At 73.8% G+C, this 17,623-nt stretch carries 17 protein-coding genes and 1 tRNA gene; 11 read left to right on the top strand and 7 right to left on the bottom strand.

The features are described 5' to 3' along the window. The first annotated feature begins 153 nt into the window (after nt 1-153). Entirely contained in the window at nt 154-1,470 is a 1,317-nt protein-coding gene (locus H7X46_RS30420; RefSeq protein WP_304633492.1) for an LCP family protein, read from the top strand. A gap of 7 nt (nt 1,471-1,477) precedes the next feature. On the opposite strand, the gene H7X46_RS24620 is transcribed toward H7X46_RS30420, so the two are convergent. Further along, on the bottom strand, nt 1,478-2,548 hold the full coding sequence (locus H7X46_RS24620; protein ID WP_370588942.1) for a Ku protein: 1,071 nt from the start codon (nt 2,546-2,548) through the stop codon (nt 1,478-1,480). Between the two features lie 28 nt (nt 2,549-2,576). On the opposite strand from H7X46_RS24620, the gene ligD reads away from it, so the two are divergent. Both ligD and H7X46_RS24610 read left to right on the top strand, forming a co-directional pair. Next, nucleotides 2,577-3,512, top strand: a complete 936-nt coding sequence (gene ligD, locus H7X46_RS24615) for a non-homologous end-joining DNA ligase (protein ID WP_186362882.1) — start codon at nt 2,577-2,579, stop codon at nt 3,510-3,512. A gap of 41 nt (nt 3,513-3,553) precedes the next feature. Beyond that, on the top strand, nt 3,554-4,147 hold the full coding sequence (locus tag H7X46_RS24610) for a putative glycolipid-binding domain-containing protein (RefSeq protein WP_186361619.1): 594 nt from the start codon (nt 3,554-3,556) through the stop codon (nt 4,145-4,147). A gap of 13 nt (nt 4,148-4,160) precedes the next feature. Here H7X46_RS24610 and H7X46_RS24605 read toward each other — a convergent pair whose 3' ends face one another. The 3 genes from H7X46_RS24605 to H7X46_RS24595 form a co-directional block, all read right to left on the bottom strand. Further along, entirely contained in the window at nt 4,161-5,111 is a 951-nt protein-coding gene (locus H7X46_RS24605) for a prephenate dehydrogenase (protein ID WP_186361618.1), read from the bottom strand. A gap of 91 nt (nt 5,112-5,202) precedes the next feature. After that, nucleotides 5,203-6,501 (bottom strand): amidase, encoded by a 1,299-nt coding sequence (locus H7X46_RS24600; RefSeq protein WP_186361617.1) that lies wholly within the window; start codon nt 6,499-6,501, stop codon nt 5,203-5,205. Nucleotides 6,502-6,519: 18 nt separating this feature from the next. Continuing rightward, complete coding sequence (locus H7X46_RS24595; protein ID WP_186361616.1) at nt 6,520-7,743, bottom strand: M20 family metallopeptidase; 1,224 nt, start codon at nt 7,741-7,743, stop codon at nt 6,520-6,522. A 111-nt stretch (nt 7,744-7,854) separates the two neighbouring features. On the opposite strand from H7X46_RS24595, the gene H7X46_RS24590 reads away from it, so the two are divergent. From H7X46_RS24590 to H7X46_RS24580, 3 genes are all read left to right on the top strand, one after another. After that, nucleotides 7,855-8,370 (top strand): tRNA adenosine deaminase-associated protein, encoded by a 516-nt coding sequence (locus H7X46_RS24590; protein WP_186361615.1) that lies wholly within the window; start codon nt 7,855-7,857, stop codon nt 8,368-8,370. After that, the gene (locus H7X46_RS24585; protein ID WP_186361614.1) at nt 8,371-8,844 is read left to right on the top strand and encodes a nucleoside deaminase; all 474 of its coding nucleotides are present in this window, start codon (nt 8,371-8,373) and stop codon (nt 8,842-8,844) included. 21 nt (nt 8,845-8,865) lie between these two features. Then, nucleotides 8,866-8,953: transfer RNA gene (locus H7X46_RS24580), tRNA-Ser, on the top strand. A gap of 128 nt (nt 8,954-9,081) precedes the next feature. Here H7X46_RS24580 and H7X46_RS24575 read toward each other — a convergent pair. Beyond that, a complete protein-coding gene (locus H7X46_RS24575; protein ID WP_186361613.1) occupies nt 9,082-9,798 on the bottom strand; it encodes a GntR family transcriptional regulator in 717 nt (238 codons plus the stop codon). 199 nt (nt 9,799-9,997) lie between these two features. Between H7X46_RS24575 and H7X46_RS24570 the strand changes: the two genes are divergently transcribed. The 5 genes from H7X46_RS24570 to H7X46_RS24550 all read left to right on the top strand — a co-directional run bounded on the left by H7X46_RS24570 (nt 9,998) and on the right by H7X46_RS24550 (nt 14,816). Next, nucleotides 9,998-11,776, top strand: a complete 1,779-nt coding sequence (locus H7X46_RS24570; RefSeq protein ID WP_186361612.1) for an FAD-dependent monooxygenase — start codon at nt 9,998-10,000, stop codon at nt 11,774-11,776. 6 nt (nt 11,777-11,782) lie between these two features. Continuing rightward, on the top strand, nt 11,783-12,238 hold the full coding sequence (locus H7X46_RS24565) for a nuclear transport factor 2 family protein (protein WP_255426212.1): 456 nt from the start codon (nt 11,783-11,785) through the stop codon (nt 12,236-12,238). Nucleotides 12,239-12,278: 40 nt separating this feature from the next. Next, nucleotides 12,279-13,160 carry a fumarylacetoacetate hydrolase family protein gene (locus tag H7X46_RS24560; RefSeq protein ID WP_186361611.1) on the top strand — a complete coding sequence of 294 codons (882 nt, stop codon included), beginning with the start codon at nt 12,279-12,281 and terminating at the stop codon, nt 13,158-13,160. A gap of 35 nt (nt 13,161-13,195) precedes the next feature. Next, nucleotides 13,196-14,131 carry a VOC family protein gene (locus tag H7X46_RS24555; RefSeq protein WP_186361610.1) on the top strand — a complete coding sequence of 312 codons (936 nt, stop codon included), beginning with the start codon at nt 13,196-13,198 and terminating at the stop codon, nt 14,129-14,131. A 64-nt stretch (nt 14,132-14,195) separates the two neighbouring features. After that, the gene (locus H7X46_RS24550; RefSeq protein WP_186361609.1) at nt 14,196-14,816 is read left to right on the top strand and encodes an isochorismatase family protein; all 621 of its coding nucleotides are present in this window, start codon (nt 14,196-14,198) and stop codon (nt 14,814-14,816) included. A gap of 47 nt (nt 14,817-14,863) precedes the next feature. On the opposite strand, the gene H7X46_RS24545 is transcribed toward H7X46_RS24550, so the two are convergent. Continuing rightward, nucleotides 14,864-16,648, bottom strand: coding sequence for a GMC family oxidoreductase N-terminal domain-containing protein (locus tag H7X46_RS24545; protein ID WP_186361608.1), 1,785 nt, complete (start codon nt 16,646-16,648; stop codon nt 14,864-14,866). Beyond that, nucleotides 16,648-17,547, bottom strand: coding sequence for a hypothetical protein (locus H7X46_RS24540; RefSeq protein WP_186361607.1), 900 nt, complete (start codon nt 17,545-17,547; stop codon nt 16,648-16,650). The genes H7X46_RS24545 and H7X46_RS24540 overlap by 1 nt, the downstream gene beginning before the upstream one ends. Nucleotides 17,548-17,623 lie beyond the last annotated feature (76 nt).

Here is a 17,623-nt window from a genome sequence, read left to right as displayed (position 1 = left end):
ACGATCATGCCCGGTGGCGACCGGTTCGCCGACACGCGGCGTGACCCCGCCGGGGGTACGCCTTCCCCCGGGTCCTCCACCCGGGGGAACGGCGGCAGTATCGTCGGGGTCCGGCCCGCAGACCCGAGGGCCGGTCGGGACGGTGGAGCAGGCATGGCCGGAGACTTCCGCGGCCCGCCCCCGCGTGGTGGTGGGCCTCCGCAGGGTGGGCGCCCGCCGCGGCGCGGCGGTAGCCCGGGCTGGGCGAGGCAACCCCCGCGAGGCCCGCTCCCGGGGCACGGCGGCCGGCCGCTGCCGCCGCCGTCACCTCCCCAGCAGCCGAACCGGCCGCCGTCGCAGGGTCGCGGGGGTCCGCTGCGCAAGCCCCCGCCCGGCCGGGCCGCCGGGCCGCCGCCGCAGGGACCGCCACGGACCCGCCAGGAGGCCCTGCCGCGTCCGGCCGGGGGTGCCGGGGCCGGCCCACCGGCGCACCCTGCGACCCGGGCACCCCGGGACGGGAGGATCACCAAGGGGCCGACGCTGCCGGACTGGCGGCGGCTGCGCGGCGCCGGCCGCGGCCGGTGGAAGGCGATCGCGATCGTGCTGGTGGTCGCGGTCCTCGGGTTCGGCGTCTACCTCGACCAGAACATGACCCGGGTCGAGGCGTTGCCCGCCGACTCGGAGGCGTCGTCGTCCGGGACGAACTACCTGATCGTCGGATCGGACAGCCGCGACGGCCTGTCCGCCGAGGACGAGGAACGGCTCGCCACCGGTGACGCGGCCGGTCAGCGCACCGACACGATCATGCTGCTGCACACCGGCAGCTCGGGCAGCGTGCTCGTCTCGCTGCCGCGCGACTCCACGGTCCCGATCCCCGGGCACGGCACCGGCAAGATCAACTCTGCGTTCGCGATCGGCGGCCCCCAGCTGCTCGTGAAGACCATAGAGGCGGCCACCGGTCTGCGGATGGACCACTACGTCGAGGTGGGCTTCGGCGGGTTCGTCGGCGCGGTCGACGCGGTCGGCGGGGTGGACATGTGCGTCCCGCAGGCGATCGAGGACCCGCTGGCGGGCCTGAACATCCAGGCGGGCTGCCAGGAGCTCGACGGCCAGACCGCGCTCGGCTACGTCCGCACCCGGGCCACGCCCGGCTCGGACTTCGACCGGGTCAAGCGCCAGCGTGAGTTCCTGTCGGCGTTGCTCGGGAAGGCGACCAGCCCGCTGACGCTGATCAACCCGTTCCGGATGGTCCCGCTCGCGTCGGCGGTCACCGACACGATCACCGTCGACGACTCCGACCACCTCTGGCACCTGGCCGGGCTCGCCTGGGGGATGAAGGGCGTGTCCGGCGGGGACGGCATCCAGACGACCGTGCCGATCTCCGGGACCGGTAGCGGGTCCACCCTGCGCTGGGACAGGCAGCGCTCGCAGGCGCTGTTCGGCGCCCTGCAGCAGGACGAGGCGCCGCCGGAGTCCAGCTTCGGGCCGTAGCTCCGCCTCAGGCGGTCTTCTTGGTCGACCGGCGCCGGGTGGTGGTGGACTTCGTCCGGCCGCCCTCGGTGCCGGTCGCCGCCGGCTCCTTCTCCTCGGTCGCCTTCTTCGACCGCGACCGGGTGCTCGACCCCGACGCGGCCTTCCGGGTCGACCCGGACGATCCGGACGAGCCACCGGCCCGCGCGGACGAGGACCGGCTCGACGACGAGCGCTTCGCGGTGCCGGCCTCCGCCTTGCCGCCGGACGACCGCGCCGCGTCCACACTGGCCTGCAGTGCGGAGAGCAGGTCGCTCATCGAGTCGGAGTCGTCGGCCTTCTCCGGGGCCGGGGCGGGCCGGGCGTCGCCGTCGGTCTTCTTCGCCTCGATGAGGTCGACCATCGCGTCGCGGTACTCGTCGTGGAACTCGGCCGGGTCGAAGTCCGCGCCCATGCTCTCGACCAGCGACGACGCCATCTGCAGCTCCTGCGGGCGCAGCTCGACGTCGGAGTCGAGGACGTCGAACTCCGGCTCGCGCACCTCGTCCGGCCAGATCAGGGTCTGCAGGACGATCGCCTTGTCCCGCACCCGCAGCAGCGCGAGCGTCTCGCGCTGCCGCAACGCCACCTTCACCACGGCCGTGCGGTCGGTCTCGTTGAGCGCCTCGCGCAGCAGCGCGTAGGGCTTCGCGGCCTTCGTCTCCGGCTCGAGGTAGTAGCTCTTGTCGAACAGCATCGGGTCGATCTGCTCGTTCGGCACGAACTCGATGACGTCGATCTCGTGCCCGGTCGAGACCGGCAGCGACGCGAGGTCGTTCTCGTCCAGCGTGATCAGCTCGCCCTCGGGGGTCTCGAACCCCTTGACGATGTCGGCGTAGGACACCTCCTCGCCGCACACCTCGCAGACCCGCTTGTACCGGATCCGGCCGCCGTCCTCGCCGTGCACCTGGTGGAAGCGCACGTCGTGGTTGGACGTCGCCGAGTAGACCTTGATCGGGACGCTGACCAGGCCGAACGATACGGCCCCGCTCCAGATCGCCCGCATGAGGCGTTCCCCCTCCGCCGGTTCGGCGCGTTCACCGCGTGGCGCGCCGGGCATTCGGTGACAGCATGACGGTGTGTTGCCCATGCTCGCCACCCCCGGACCGCTCCCGACCGGTCCCGGCTGGTCGTTCGAGGTCAAGTGGGACGGCATGCGCGTGCTGGCCGAGGTCGCCGACGGTGATGACGGCCCGGCCCTCCGGTTGCGTACCCGCTCGGGCCGGGACGTCACCGCCAACTTCCCGGAGCTCGCCGATCTGGTGGACCTGGCCCCGGACGTCGTGCTCGACGGCGAGATCGTGCTGCTCGACGGCGGCGTCCCCAGCTTCGCCGCGCTCGCGCACCGCATGCAGGGGGTGGTCGCCCCGGCCGCCGCCGAGCGCCGCCCGGTCACGTTCATGGTGTTCGACGTGCTGCGCCTCTACGGGGTGTCGCTGCTGGACCGGCCGCTGTCCGAGCGCCGCGCCACCCTGGAACGGCTGGACCTGGCCGGGCTCGCGCACGTCGAGAGCTCACCGCTGTACCCGGACGGCGCTGCGCTGCTGGCCGTCACCGCCCAGCGCGGCCTGGAGGGCGTCGTCGCCAAGAAGGAGTCCTCGCGCTACCGGCCGGGCCGGCGCAGCCCGGACTGGGTCAAGGTCGCGCACCGGCACTCGCAGAGCTGCCTGGTGGGCGGGTGGCGGCCGGAGCGGGGCGGATCGTCCCGGATCGGGGCGCTGCTGCTGGGCGTCCCGGGCCCGGACGGGCTGGAGTTCGCCGGCAGGGTGGGGTCCGGCCTGGCCGGGGCGGCCGTGCAGCAGGTGCTCGTCGAGCGGCTCGGGCCGCTCCGGCAGGAGGGGCCGCCGTTCGCCGCGCCGCTCGCCCGCGCCGACGCCGACGGCGCGGTCTGGTGCACGCCGTCGGTCGTCGTGGAGGTCGCCCACCTCGGCTGGACGGCGGCCGCCCGGCTCCGCCAGCCGGTGTTCCGCGGGGTGCGCGACGACGTCGACCCCACCGACGTCCGCCGCGAACCGGCGGGATGACACGATCTCCACCCGGAGATCCTCGATCGGGTGGTGTGTGCATGGCACTCATGCTGAGCTGGCGGTCCGACCCGGACACCGACGGCGCGACCGGGCTGGAGTCGGCCCGGATCACGACGTCCGGTGACGGCTTCCGCGCGGTCGGCCGGATGATCCGCGGGACCGCCGAGGGCGTGCTGACCGCGTCATACCGGCTCGTCGTGGCCGGGGACGGCACGCCGTCGCGTCTGGCCGTGGACGTGGCGACCGCGGCAGGCGAGCAGCAGGTGACGATCAGCCGCAGCGCCGAGGGCGTCTGGCTGGTCGACGACGGATCCGGTGGCACCCAGCGCGCGTTCGGCGACGCGCGGGACGTCGACCTCGCCTTCAGCCCGGTGTTCAACGCCCTGCCGATCCGCCGGCTGGGCCTGCACCGGGAACCGGCCGAGCACGTGCTGACCGTCGTGGTCGTCGACCTGCCGACGCTGACGGTGGAGGCGGCCGAGCAGACCTACCGCACCGTACGGACGGGGACCGGGGCCGAGCCCGCCGTGGTCGGGTTCGAGGCCGGGGAGTTCTCCGCGGAGCTGACCGTCGACGCCGACGGCTTCGTGCTCGACCACCCGGGCATCGCCGCGCGCGCCGAGCTGCGCTGACCCCGCCGGCTCCTCAGCCCTTCCCGGGCTCCACGACGTCGCCGCGGCGGCCCAGCTCGCGCAGCTCGGCGAGCACCGCGGCGGGGTCGCCGTCGAAGGAGACCGGCTGTTCCAGCGGCTCGCGGGTGGAGGCCCACCGCATCCGGGCCGCGTGACCGGCCCGGACCGTGGCGGCCAGCCCGCCGGTGGACGCCAGCGCCCCGCGCATCGCGCCGAGCCGGCCCAGCGCGTCGTCGACGGCCGCGAGCAGCGCGGCCCGGTTCCCCTCGCACATCGCGAGCACCAGCTCCGGGCGGGTCCCGGCGACCCGGGTGCCGTCGGCGAACGAGCTCGCGGACAGCGCCAGGGCGAGGTCGTCGCCCTGCTCGCCCGCGCCGACCGAGGCGAGCACGGCGGCGAGCAGGTGCGGCAGGTGCGAGATCCGCGCGACGGCGATGTCGTGCTCGTCGGCCGCGGCCGGCACGACCCGCGCCCCGCAGGCCCAGGCCAGCTCGGCGACGTCCCGCCAGACGTCGAGGTCGAGGCCGTCGTCGGCCGCGACGACCCAGGCGGCGCCGGTGAACAGCTCCGCGTCCCCGGCGGCCCAGCCGGACTCGGCGGTACCGGCCATCGGGTGCCCGCCGACGTAGCGGGCCCGGGGTGCGAGCTCGGCGACGGCGTCGGCGACGGCGACCTTCACGCTCACCGCGTCGGTGAGCCGGCAGGTGGGGGCGACCGCGTCGACCCGGCGCAGCACCGGCTCCAGCGCCGGGAGCGGGACGGCGACGGCGACCAGCGCATCGGCCTCCGCCGCCCGGGCCAGCGCGGCGTCGGTGTCGGTGGTGACGTCGAACCCGTCGGCGACGGCCGCGGCCGCCGTGGTGTCGGACGCGGCGGTGCCCCAGACCTCCCGCCCGGCACGGGCCGCGGCCCGCATCAGCGACCCGCCGATCAGACCGGTCCCCAGCACGCACACCGCTCGCATGCCCCGCAGCGTAGAGCCGTCCGGCGGGGCCGCGATCACCCGTCCGGCCGGGCTCCGGCCGCCGGGAACGCCGCACCCCGCGCCGGGAGGATCACCGCAGGGCTCCCTCGAGCGCGCGGGCCAGCCCCAGCAGCACGTCCTCGCCGACCGTGATCCCGACGAGCTGGATCCCGGCGGGCAGTCCCGGCACCGGGACCGGCAGCGCCACGACCGGGCGGTCGGTGAGGTTGAACGGCGAGGTCAGGTCCAGGAAGGACGCCCGGACCGGATGGCCCTCCACCTCGGACACGCCGATCGGGGTGGCGCGCAACCGCGTCGTCGGGCAGAGCAGCACGTCGCACCCGAGGTGGTCGAGCAGCGCGGCGCCGAGCCGGGACCGGGTGCGCTGCGCGTCCACATAGGCGTACGCCGGGGCGTCGGCGTGCGGGGCGAGCCGGTCGGCGGTGGCCTGCTGGTACTCCCCGCGCCGGGTGGCGAACCAGTGCCGGTGCGTCGTGTACGCCTCGCTCCCGGTGATTACCGGGTAGGCCGCGGTCAGCTCCGCGATCCCCGGGGTGTCCTGCTCGGCCACCGGGACGCCGAGCCCGGCCAGCGCGTCGGCCGCGGCGCGGACCGCGCCGGCGATCACCGGATCGTGCGGGCGCCACCAGTCGTCGCACGCCACCCCGACCCGCGGCCGCGCGGCACCGCCGGGCGGGCCGTCCGTCCCGCCCCCGAGTGCGGACCGGGCGGCGGCCAGCGAACCGGCGTCGGCGGCGAGCAGCCCGACCGTGTCGAAGGACTCCGCGAGCGGGAAGACACCCCCACCGGGCAGCGCGCCGCGGCGCGGCTTGAGCCCCGCCACCCCGCAGATCGCGGCCGGGGTGCGCACGCTCGCCCCGGTGTCGGTGCCGACCGTGAGGGCGAGGTGCCCGGCCGCGACCGCCGCCGCCGGCCCGGACGAGGACCCGCCGGTCACCCGCCCGTGGTCGTGCGGGTTGCGTGCCGGGCCGGTCGCTGCGACGTCCCCGACCGGCCCGTAGGCGAACTCGTGGGTGTGCAGCTTCCCGACGACGACCGCGCCCGCCGCCCGCAGCATCGCCACGACCGGGGCGTCCGCGGCGGCCGGCGGCGCGTCGTCGAGCAGCCGCGACCCGCACCGGGTCGGCAGCCCGGCCACGTCGATCAGGTCCTTGATCCCGACGGCGACGCCGTGCAGCGGCCCGGCCCGCTCCCCGCGGGCGGCGAGCGCGGTCAGCTCCCTGGCCCGGGCCCTGGCCCGCTCGGCGTCCAGGACGATCACGCTGTTGGTGGTGTCGGCCTCCAGCCGGGCCAGCACGTCGTCGACGTGCTCACGGGGCGACAGATCACCGGTGGCCAGGGCGCGCAACAGGTCCGTGAGCGGCAGCACGGGCCCAGCCTGCCGGTGTCAGGACAGCGCGGCCAGCGCCAGCCCGGCGTGGACGGCGACGCCGGCCGGGAACGCCGCCTCGTCGAACACCACCCGGTTCGAGTGGTTCGGCGGGGCCCCGGCCTGCGGGACGGCCGGCGGCCGGGCGCCGAGGAACGCCAGCGCCCCCGGCACCCGCTCCAGCACGTAGGCGAAGTCCTCGGCGCCCATCAGCGGGTCCCGCATCGGCACGCAGGCCCGGTCGCCGAGCACCTTCTCGCCCACCCGGACCAGCGCCGCCGTCGCCTCGGCGTCGTTCACCGTCACCGGGTAACCCGGTGTGATCACCACCTCGGCGGTGCATCCGTAGGCCTCGGCAACGTGCCGGCAGTGCGTCGCGACCTCGCGGTGCAGCAGTGCCCGCACGGGCTCGGACAGGGTCCGCAGCGTTCCGGTCAGCTCCGCCGTCTCGGGGATGACGTTGTCGGTGGTCCCGGCCTGGATCCGGGCGATCGTGAGCACCGCGGACTCGTGCGGGCCGACCCGGCGGGTGAGCAGGGCCTGCAGGCCGCCGACCATCGCCGCGGCCGCCGGGACCGGGTCGCAGGCGTCCTGCGGGGCCGACGCGTGCCCGCCCCGCCCGGTCACGGTCACGGCGAGCACGTCGGCCGCCGCCATGATCGGGCCCGGCCGGTGGTGCAGCTCCCCGCTCGGGACGGTGGAGGAGATGTGCAGCGCGTAGGCCAGCTCCGGCCCGTCGTCCAGCAGGCCCTCGTCGAGCATGTGCCGGGCGCCGTGGAACCCCTCCTCGCCCGGCTGGAAGGCCAGCAGCACCCGGCCGGCGATCCGCTCCCGGTGGCCGGCCAGCAGCCGGGCGGCGGAGGCGAGCATCGCGGTGTGCGTGTCGTGGCCGCACGCGTGCATGGCGCCGTCGACCTCCGATGCGAACTCCAGCCCGGTGTCCTCCTGCAGCGGGAGCGCGTCCATGTCCCCGCGCAGCAGCAGCGCCGGGCCCGGCCGGGCCCCCTCCAGCACGGCGACGACCGAGCTGCACGACCGCCCCGTGCGGACCGTCACGGGCAGGTCCGCCAGCTCCCGGAGGACGGCGTCCCGGGTGCGGGGCAGGTCGAGCCCGAGCTCGGGCACCCGGTGCAGCGCCCGGCGCAGCGCGACGGTGCGCGGCTGCAGCCGGCGAGCGGCCGCCAGCAGCCCGCGGGGCAGCCCGGCGACGGACGCGGGGGTGATCGGCACGGGGGTCGCCATCAACCGATCGTCGCCCACGACCGGCCGCCCGGCGACCGGCGGCACCGATGTGACCACGCATACCTGGTCGTGGCGTGGCTCACAGCGCGTTCGCGACGTACCGTTGTCGTCGTGCCCACCCAGAGCGTCGAGGCCGCCCCGGACACCCGGGATGCCGCCCTCCCCGGATTCGCGGTCGCCGCGATCCGCGAGGAGGGGAAGTGGCGCTGCGTCCAGCTCGACCCGGTCGCCCTGGTCGACCTCGACGCGGCGATCACCGCGCTGCGCGCCCAACGGTCCACCGGGGCCGTGCTCGGCCTGCTCGACGTCGACGACGAGTTCTTCGTCCTGCTGCGCCCGTCCCCGGGTGGGGTGCGCCTGCTGCTCTCCGACGCCGCCGCGGCGCTGGACTACGACGTCGCCGCCGACGTCCTGGACCTGCTGCGGGTCGAGCTCCCGCCGGACGACGACGCGCTGGACGACCCGTGGCCGGAGGGCGACCTCGGCATCCTGTCCGACCTCGGGCTGCCGGCCGACGAGCTGGAGGTCCTGGTCGAGGACCTCGAGCTCTACCCGGACGAGCAGCTCGACACGATCGCCCGGCGCTGCGGGTTCGCCGCCCAGCTGGACGAGCTCGTCAACTCCTGAGTGTTCCGGCCGGCCGACGAGCGGGCGCTGGCCCGCGCCCTGGAGGTGGCGCGCGCCGCGCCGGCCACCGGTGACATCCCGATCGGCGCGGTCGTGTTCGCGGCGGACGGCACCGAGCTGGCCGCCGCCTGCAACGCCCGCGAGGCGCTCGGCGACCCCACCGCGCACGCCGAGCTGCTGGCACTACGTGCCGCGGCCGCCGTGGTGGGGGAGTGGCGGCTGATCGGCACGACTCTGGCCGTGACCGTCGAGCCGTGCACGATGTGCGCGGGCGCGATCGGGCTGGCCCGGGTCGAGCGGGTCGTCTTCGGGGCCTGGGAGCCGAAGACCGGGGCGGCCGGATCGCTGTGGGACGTGCTGCGGGACCGCCGGCTCGCGCACCGGCCCGAGGTCGTCGGCGGGGTCCGCGCTGGTGAGGCCGCCGCGCTGCTGCAGGAGTTCTTCGGGCGCCCCCCGTCCGTCGACGCCGGCTAGCGGTCTAGTAGCCTTTTCGGCGGTAGCGTGTCCGAGCGGCCGAAGGAGCGCGCCTCGAAAGCGCGTGAGGTTCACGCCTCCGTGGGTTCAAATCCCACCGCTACCGCCAACCCGGACGCCGGGCCTCCCGATCGGGGAGGCCCGGCGTTTCCGTGTCGGGGCCGCGCCTCTCCGGCGCACGACCGGTTCGCGCCCGGGGCGGATCGGAGCGCCGGGACGGAGCCCGGCCGGTGCGGCTCACGCCGGCGAGGACGCCGCCCCGGGACCGGCTCCGGACATGCCCTCCTCGTCCTGCAGGGCGGCGAGGACGATCTCGGCCGTGCGCCCGATGTGGTCGAGGTGGCGCCGGCAGGCGAGGTCGGCGTCCCGGGCGACGGTCGCCTCGAAGATCGCCCTGTGTTCGCCGGCCACGTCACGGTGACCCTGGTCGTAGCGGTGTGACCAGTGCCGGTACAGCGCCGCGCACTCGGTCAGGCCTCCGGCGACCTCGAGCAGCCGCGGGCTGCCGCACCCGGACATGGTGGCGAGGTGGAACGCCTGGTGCGCCCGGTCCCACTCCGGGCTGATGATCTCGGGCTGCTCGGCTGTGGTCATCGGCGTGCCGGCGAGGCGGTGGTGGGCGGCGACGAGCTCGGCCTCCCAGTTGAGGTCACCGCGCTCGATCGAGCGGCGCAGGGCCGCGGTCTCGACCAGCCCCCGGACGTCGGTGAGATCGGCCAGGTCGGCGGCGGTCACCGGAGCCACGGCGAACCCCTGCTGCGGGGAGGCCCGCACCAGCCGCTCTCCCGAGAGCCGGTTCAGTGCCTCGCGCACCACGTTCAGGCTCACCTGGTGGTCGGCCGCCAGCGCGGTCGGACGCAGGCGCTGTCCGGGGGTGTGGCGCCCGCCGAGGATGTCGGCGCGCAGCGCTCGATACGTGCGTTCGGTCAGCGACGGCGCCCCTCGTGCGGACATGCCAGCATCGTAACCTGTATCGATCATCTATCCAAATATGGATTTTTTGTTGACTTGTGAATGTTCTACTGCGTACAACTGAGCCTGTCGGCGACGGGTGTCCGGTTCCGCCACCGGCGCACTCCGGAGCGCCGCTCGTCGACCGCTCAACCCCTGTCGACCGGGCCACCGGCCGACCGCGCAGAGAGGCGCACACACGATGCAGACCATCGACACCGACGTCCTGGTGGTCGGAGCCGGCCCGGCCGGCCTCACCGCGTCGGCCCTGCTGGCTCGCGACGGCGTCGACGCCCTCACCGTGACCAAGTACCCCGGCACCGCGCACTCGCCGCGGGCCCACATCACCAACCAGCGCACCATGGAGGTCTTCCGCGACCTCGGCATGGAGGACGCGGTGCGGGCGGTCGCCACACCGAACGAGCTCATGGGCAACAACGTGTGGTCGACCAGTTTCGCCGCACCGGAGCTGGCGCGGCTGTCCACGTGGGGCACCGCTGTCGAACGGGTCTCGGACTACACGGCGGCCAGCCCGAGCCGGATGTGCAACATCCCCCAGCACCTGCTCGAACCGGTCGTCCTGGACCGGGCGCTCGATCTCGGTGCCGACATCCGCTTCTCCACCGAGCTGATCTCGATCACCCAGGACGAGCACGGCGTCCGCGCCGTCGTCCGGCACCGCGACACCGGTGAGCGGACCGCCGTCCGCGCCCGGTACGCGATCGGCGCCGACGGCGGCCGCAGCACGGTCGCCGAGCAGCTCGGGTTCCCGTTCGAAGGCGAGTCCGGCCTCGGCGCGGCCGCGAACGTCTGGCTCGAGGCGGATCTGACCCGCTACTGCGCCCACCGGCCCGGCACCTTGTACTGGATGTGCCGGCCCGGCAACGACTACTGGGTCGGCAGCGGCACCTGGATCTGCGTCACGCCGTGGACGGAGTGGGTCCTGCTGTTCATGTACGACCCGGCCGACGAGCCCGACCTCGGCGAGAAGGCGGTGCTCGAACGCGCGCGCACCACGATCGGCGATCCCGGGGTCGACATCCGGATCAAGGCGGTGAGCACCTGGCAGATCAATCGCGTGGTGGCCACCCGGTTCCGGCAGGGCCGGGTGTTCCTGGCCGGTGACGCCGCGCACCGGCACCCGCCCGCGAACGGGCTGGGCACCAACACCTCGATCCAGGACTCGTACAACCTGTGCTGGAAGCTCACCGCGGTGCTGCGCGGTGCGGCGGGCGAGGAGCTGCTCGACTCCTACGACGCGGAGCGTCGGCCGGTCGGCAAGCAGGTCGTCGACCGCGCCATGAAGAGCGTCGCGGACATGGCCCCCATCACGTCGGCATTCGGGTTCCGGCCGGGACAGACGGCCGAGGAGGGCTGGGCGGCCCTCGACGGGCTCCTGGCCCCCACCGACGAGGGGCGGCGCCGCCGCGACGAGCTGGCCGCCGCGGTCGAGCTGCAGAACTACCAGTTCAACTGCCACGGCGTGGAGCTCGGTCAGCGCTACGAGTCCTGCGCCGTCGTCGACGACGGGACCGCCTGGCCGGAACCCGACCGGGACCCCGAGCTGTACTACCAGCCGACCACCCGTCCCGGAGCCCGCCTCCCGCACGCCCGGCTCGAGCACGGTGACCAGCCGCAGTCCACGCTGGACCTGTGCGGTCGTGGCCGGTTCACGCTGCTCACCGGTAACGGTGGCGAGCCCTGGTGCACTGCCGCCGACCAGCTCGCCGACGAGCTGGGGATCCCGCTCGACACCTGCACGATCGGCCTCGGCTGCGCCTACCGCGACGTCTACGGCGACTGGGCCCGGCTGCGCGGTACCGCCGAAACCGGAGCGCTGCTGGTCCGGCCCGACGGCCACGTCGCGTGGCGGCACCACGAACTCGCCACCGACCCCGGCGCTGCCCTGCGCGACGCGCTGAACTCGGTGCTTCGCCGTGATCCCGCCACGCTGCCCCACCTCACCGCCACCGGAGGCTGATACCCGATGGACGCACCTGCACGCATCGCCGAGATGGCCACGATGACCGACGACCAGCGCAAGCAGCTCGCGTTGGAGTACCTCAAGCGCCTGGACACCGGCGGCGACATCCTGGAGCTCTTCGACGAGCGCGCCCAGGTCTACTTCCCGAAGTGCCCGCTGGCCGTCGGCCACGACGAGATCGGCGCGTTGTTCGCCGGCATCGGGAGCATCGTCGCGGCCGTCACCCATGACTACGCGTACCTGAACGTCATCGGGCAAGGCGACACCCTCGTCGTCGAGGGCACCTCCAGCGGACGGACGACCGACGGCACCGAATGGCGAGCCGGTGTCACTCACGCCGGACGCTGGTGCGACGTCTTCGAGATCCGCGACAACCGGATCCAGCGCCTGTTCATCTACCTCGACCCCGACTACGCGGACGCCGACACCGCCCGCTACCCGTGGCTCGCCCGAGCCTGAACCCACCCGTTCCGACCGGGCCCGACCCTGGAGAACCTTCATGCGGATCGCCAACCTCGACCAGCGCGCCGTTCTCGTCGTCGACGCCGCGGGCGCCGACGCCGCCGTCGACCTCGCCACGGCCTCGGACGGGCGGTTCGGCCCCGATCTTCCCGGTGTCTACCGGGACTGGGCCCACGTGCAGGCCTGGTGGACGGGCCTCGACCCGGCCGCGGTGGCGACCGGTGCCGTGCCGATCGATCGGGCCCGGCTCGGTGCCCCGTCGCCTGCTCCGGCGCAGGTCTTCGCGATCGGACTGAACTACGGCACCCACGCCGCGGAGTCCGGCTTCGAGGCCCCGACGCGGCTACCGCCGGTGTTCACCAAGTACGTCTCCAGCTTCACCGGGCCCGACACCGACGTCGCGCTGCCGCCGGGTGGGAACGTGGACTGGGAGGTCGAGCTGGTCGCGGTGATCGGGGCGGAGGCGAGCCGGGTCGACGAGGCCGCCGCCTGGTCCTACGTCGCCGGCCTGACCGCGGGTCAGGACATCTCCGAGCGGGTCTCCCAGCTGGCCGGACCCGCCCCGCAGTTCGGACTCGGCAAGTCCTTCCCCGGTTTCTCCCCCCAGGGGCCCTACCTGGTGACGCCCGACGAGCTCGCCGACCCCGACGACCTCGAGCTCGGGTGTGCGATCGACGGCGAGGACGTCCAGAAGGGCCGCACCAGCGACCTGATCTACTCGGTCCCGAAGCTGGTCGCCGCGCTGTCGGCCATCGTGACGCTGCACCCCGGCGACGTGATCTTCACCGGCACCCCGGCCGGTGTCGGACTCGGTCGTAAGCCCCCGCGGTACCTGCAGGACGGCGAACGGCTCGACAGCTGGATCGAGGGGATCGGCGAGCTGCACCAGCGCTTCACCACCACCACCCGCGCCGAGTAAGAGAAGGATCGCCGCCGAGCACGGAGGGTACGACCATGGCACTGCACGGACTGGGTAAGGCCACCATCGGTGTCCCGAACGTCGAGGACACCATCGCGTACTACACCGACTTCGGGCTCAGCCATCGCGGCGGCGGCGTGTTCGCCACCCGCGACGGCGGCGAGCAGCTCGAGATCGTGCACAGCCCGACCCGGCGGCTGGTCGAGCTGACGGTCGCCGCCGACGACCCGGACGACATCGCCGCGGTCGGCCGCGACCTCGCACGGCTCGGGGTTCCGGTCGACCGGGACGGCACGTCGGCGCGGGCCGTCGAGCCGGTGACCGGCACGAGGGTCCGGGTGGCGGTGCGACCGCGCGTCGCGGCCGACCCGGTGCCGCCCCCGACCCCGTACAACGGTCCTGGCCGCATCGACCGCTGGGGCCGGGCACCGTTCCTGTCCCGCGCCGAGCCGGTGGCTCCGCGCAAGCTCGGTCACGCGGTGCTGGGCAGCACCGACCTGGAGACGAGCATGCGGTTCTTCACCGACGGACTCGGGTTCAAGGTCAGCGACTACATGGGCGACAAGGCCGCGTTCCTGCGCTGCTCGGTCGATCACCACAACGTGCTCGTGATGGCCGCCCCGGTCAACTTCCTGCACCACACGAGCTGGCAGGTCGACGACGTCGACGAGGTCGGGCGCGGCGCCCACGCCATGCTCGAAGGTCACCCCGAACGCCACGTCTGGGGCCTGGGTCGCCACTACGCGGGTGCCAACTTCTTCTACTACCTCAAGGACCCCGCCGGGAACTTCTCCGAGTACTACTCCGACATGGACACCATCCCCGAGGACGAGCTCTGGGACCCGGACGTGCTGCACGGGCTAGCCGGTCTCTACTCCTGGGGGCCGCCCCCGCCGCCGTCGTTCCTCGAGCCGGACGACCTCGCCGAGCTGATGACCGGCACCCACGCGCCGGCGAACGCCTCGCGCTGATCCCCGCGATCACCGCGACCATCGACATCGCGCACCGACGAACCGCGACCACGGAGGAAACGCCATGGCAGGCCAGACCCCGGTACGTCCGGACGACCACCTGATCTCCCCGGACAACGCGGCCCTCGTGCTGATCGACTATCAGCCCGAGCAGGTCCAGACGGTCCGCTCGACCAGCCCCGAGCTGATGATGCTCAACACCACCGCCGTCGCCCGCGCCGCGCGGGCGTTCGAGCTGCCGGTCGTGCTGAGCACGGTCGGCGTCGAGATGGGCGTCAACACCGGCACGATCGAGGAACTCCGCGCCGAACTCCCGGACGTCCCCGAGATCGACCGGACCACGCTCAACTCCTGGGAGGACCCCGACTTCCGGGCCGCGGTCGAGGCCACCGGTCGCAAGAAGATCATCATGACCGGGCTGTGGACCGAGGTCTGCGTCGCGTTCCCCACCCTGGACATGCTGCGCGAAGGCTACGAGGTCCACCCCGTCTCCGACGCCATCGGCGGCGTCAGCGTCGACGCCCACGAGCGCGCGATGCAGCGCATGATCCGGGCGGGAGCCCAGCCGGTCACCGCCATCTCGCTGGCAGCCGAGCTGCAGCGCGACTGGGGGCGGCCGGGTGCCGACCGGCTCCGGTCGATCCTGCGCTGGTACTTCCCGGAACTCGACAAGATCACCGCCTGAACGGTGCTCGCGGCACGAGCGCCGGACGGACGCGGACCCGCCGGCCTCTAGAGGCCGAGGTCGTCCATGCCCTGGGCGACCCGGTCGTCGGTGGAGACGACCGGGGCCTCGGAGCGCACCCACGCGGCCCCGCCGAACCGGCTGGTGAAGATCTTCTCGGCGGTCCGGGTCGCCACCGCCTGCGTGGTCAGGGTCGGGTTGACACCGGCGGCCGAGTTGGCCAGCGCGGAGTTGTCCGCGACGTAGAGCCCGTCGACCCAGCGGGCCTGGCCGTCGGCGTCGAGTACCGAGTTCCGTTCCGACTCGCCCATCCGCATGGTGGACTGGACGTGCAGGATCAGCGGGGGCCAGTCCATCCGGTGCACCGTGCGCGCCCCGGCCGCCCGCGCGATCTCCACACCCTTGCGGACCAGGAACTCGCGATTGGCCACGGTGCGCCGGGACCGCTGCCGCTGGTGCATCTCCACCTTGGCCACCGAGCCGTGCTCGTCGGCCGGTAGCGCGGAGAGCGTGACCCGGTTCTGCCGCTCCACGTCGTCGTCGGTCATCACCAGCATGCAGAACATCTGGTCGATGCCGCCCATCATCATGTCCTTCAGCTCCGGTCCCATCAGCCGACCGGCCGGGCCGTCCCAGGGGCCGGCCTCGCCCCGGCCGTTCCCGTACTGCCCGCGGATCCCGCTGTCCGAGAAGGTCATCGTGAAGGCCTTCAACGCCGGCGGGAGGCCCACGTTCATCACGCCGCCGCGCCCGGGCCAGTCCGACCGTGCCGAGGAACCGGTGCCCTTGCTGGAGCCGGTGTAGGAGTCGAAGCTCGCGATGATCCAGTCGAAGTAGTGGTCGGTGTAGCCGCGACCGACCCAGTCGTTGGGGTCGGGCAGCCCGCTGTTGAACCACAGCCGGGGGTTCTCCGTGCAGCCGGCGGCGAGCACGACGACCTTGGCGTCCTCGCGCTGGTGATCGCCCGTGGCGCCCTCCCGCCAGGTCACCCCGCTCGCCGCCGTCCGGCCACCGCGCTGCTCGGTGTGCACCCGGGTGACGAACGCGTCGGTGACCAGGGTGACCGGCCGGCCGCCCGGTGCCCACCGGTCCGCGGTCAGCGCCATCGGCACGTAGCTGTTGTCGGTGGACCGTTTCGCGATCAGGTTGCGCGGCGCCTTCGCCGGGTGCGAGCACCCCTGGAAGCAGTATCCGCAGAACGTGCACCCGGTCGCCTCCGGGTAGAGCAGCCGCGGCTCACCCTCGTAGCCGGACACCCGGCCAGCGGCGCCCCCGGGCTGCAGGATCGCGTTCTCCTGCGGTCGGTAGGAGTCCTCGGTGGTGGTCTTCGCGGTCTGCACCGGCAGTCCGAGCTGCTCGCAGCCGCGGAAGAACACCTCCTCCTTGCGCCCCATCGCGGCGGTCTGCACGGGCAGCGTCGCCTCGACCCACTCGTAGTAGGGCACCAGCTCGGAGTAGCCGAACGGGAACAGGTGGGCGGTGTCGTAGGCGTCGCGGTCGGCACCGTCGTAGCCGGCGAACACACCGGGATAGGCCCGCGGGCAGTTGCCGAAGTAGTGCTGGGTGGTGCCACCGACGCCGGAGAGCTGCCACAGGAACGAGTTCTGCGGAAGTTCGCGGTACCAGGCCGGCTGCGACCGGTCGGAGGGCCCGAACCGCAGGAACCCGGTCAGCGGGTTGTTCGCGTCGTTCTCGTAGTGCGTCCACTCCTCGGTGATGTCGGCGTGCCGCGGGCCTGCCTCCAGGAGCAGCACGTCCAGGCCGCGGGCGGCGAGCTCCTTGGCGACCACGGCGCCCCCACCGCCGGCGCCCACCACGATGACGTCGCGCATCAGGCGCTCACCCGCTCCCGGTCCTGGTAGTAGCCGATCATTTCGTCCCATCCCTGAACGACGCCGTCGGGCTGGTACCCGGTCAGGCGCCACCCGACCGGCTGCTCGGAGAGCGTCTTCTGGTCGGGGTCGAACACGCCCCACTCGCCGTAGCTGCCGTAGGCCGCGAACTCCAGCAGCGCGCCGGCGAGGAACCGGAGCATTCCGGAGAGCGTCCCGGTGAACGGCTCCGGCGCCTTCGAGTCCAGGACGGACACGAGGGCGGGGTCCGGCCCCTCGAGCCGCTCGAACACGGCGCACTTGCCCGCGTAGGACAGGCGGGCGAACGGCGAGAGGAACGGGCCGTGCACCGCGGCCGGGTCGACCTGGGTGGCCACCAGGTTCAGCAGCATCGCGACCACCGCCGACAAGGGCAGCGTCGCGTCGTTGCGCAACAACGTGGTGAGGGCCCGGTCCACCGTGCCGACCTGACCGATCGGCAGGGCGGCCTGCGCCGGTGGCAACGTGATGCCTGTTCCTTCCAGGCCGCTTGCCAGGCCCCCGGCCAGCGCGGTGCCGAGCTGGTCCGGGAACGGGACGAAGCCGTCCAGCGAAGCGATCATGAAATCCGTCGCGCGGGCCTCGAGCGCGCCGTCCTCGGGGCGCGGCGTGCCCTGTGCCCGCGAGTACTCGTCCGGGCCCGGGCAGACCATCACGACCAGGCCGTTCAGCGTGTCCCGGGCGAGCTCGGCGAGGACCGGCTGCAGGTCCTCGACGATCTGGTCGAGCGCCGAGCCGTCCGGCTCGAGCCCGACGGCGGCGACGGCACGGTCGGCGAACAGCCCGCCGGTCGCCACCACCGCACCGAGCACGCCCAGACGGGCGAGAAAGGCCCGGCGGCCGACTACCTTGTCCTGCACGTCGATTCGGTTCCTCTCGAACGGTGGGCCGGCGGCCGGGAAGGCCACGCCGGTCGGGGCGAATCGCCACCACGCG

It is taken from the genome of Pseudonocardia sp. C8, from assembly GCF_014267175.1.
Taxonomy (GTDB): domain Bacteria; phylum Actinomycetota; class Actinomycetes; order Mycobacteriales; family Pseudonocardiaceae; genus Pseudonocardia.
This window is presented reverse-complemented; position numbering and strand designations above follow the sequence as displayed.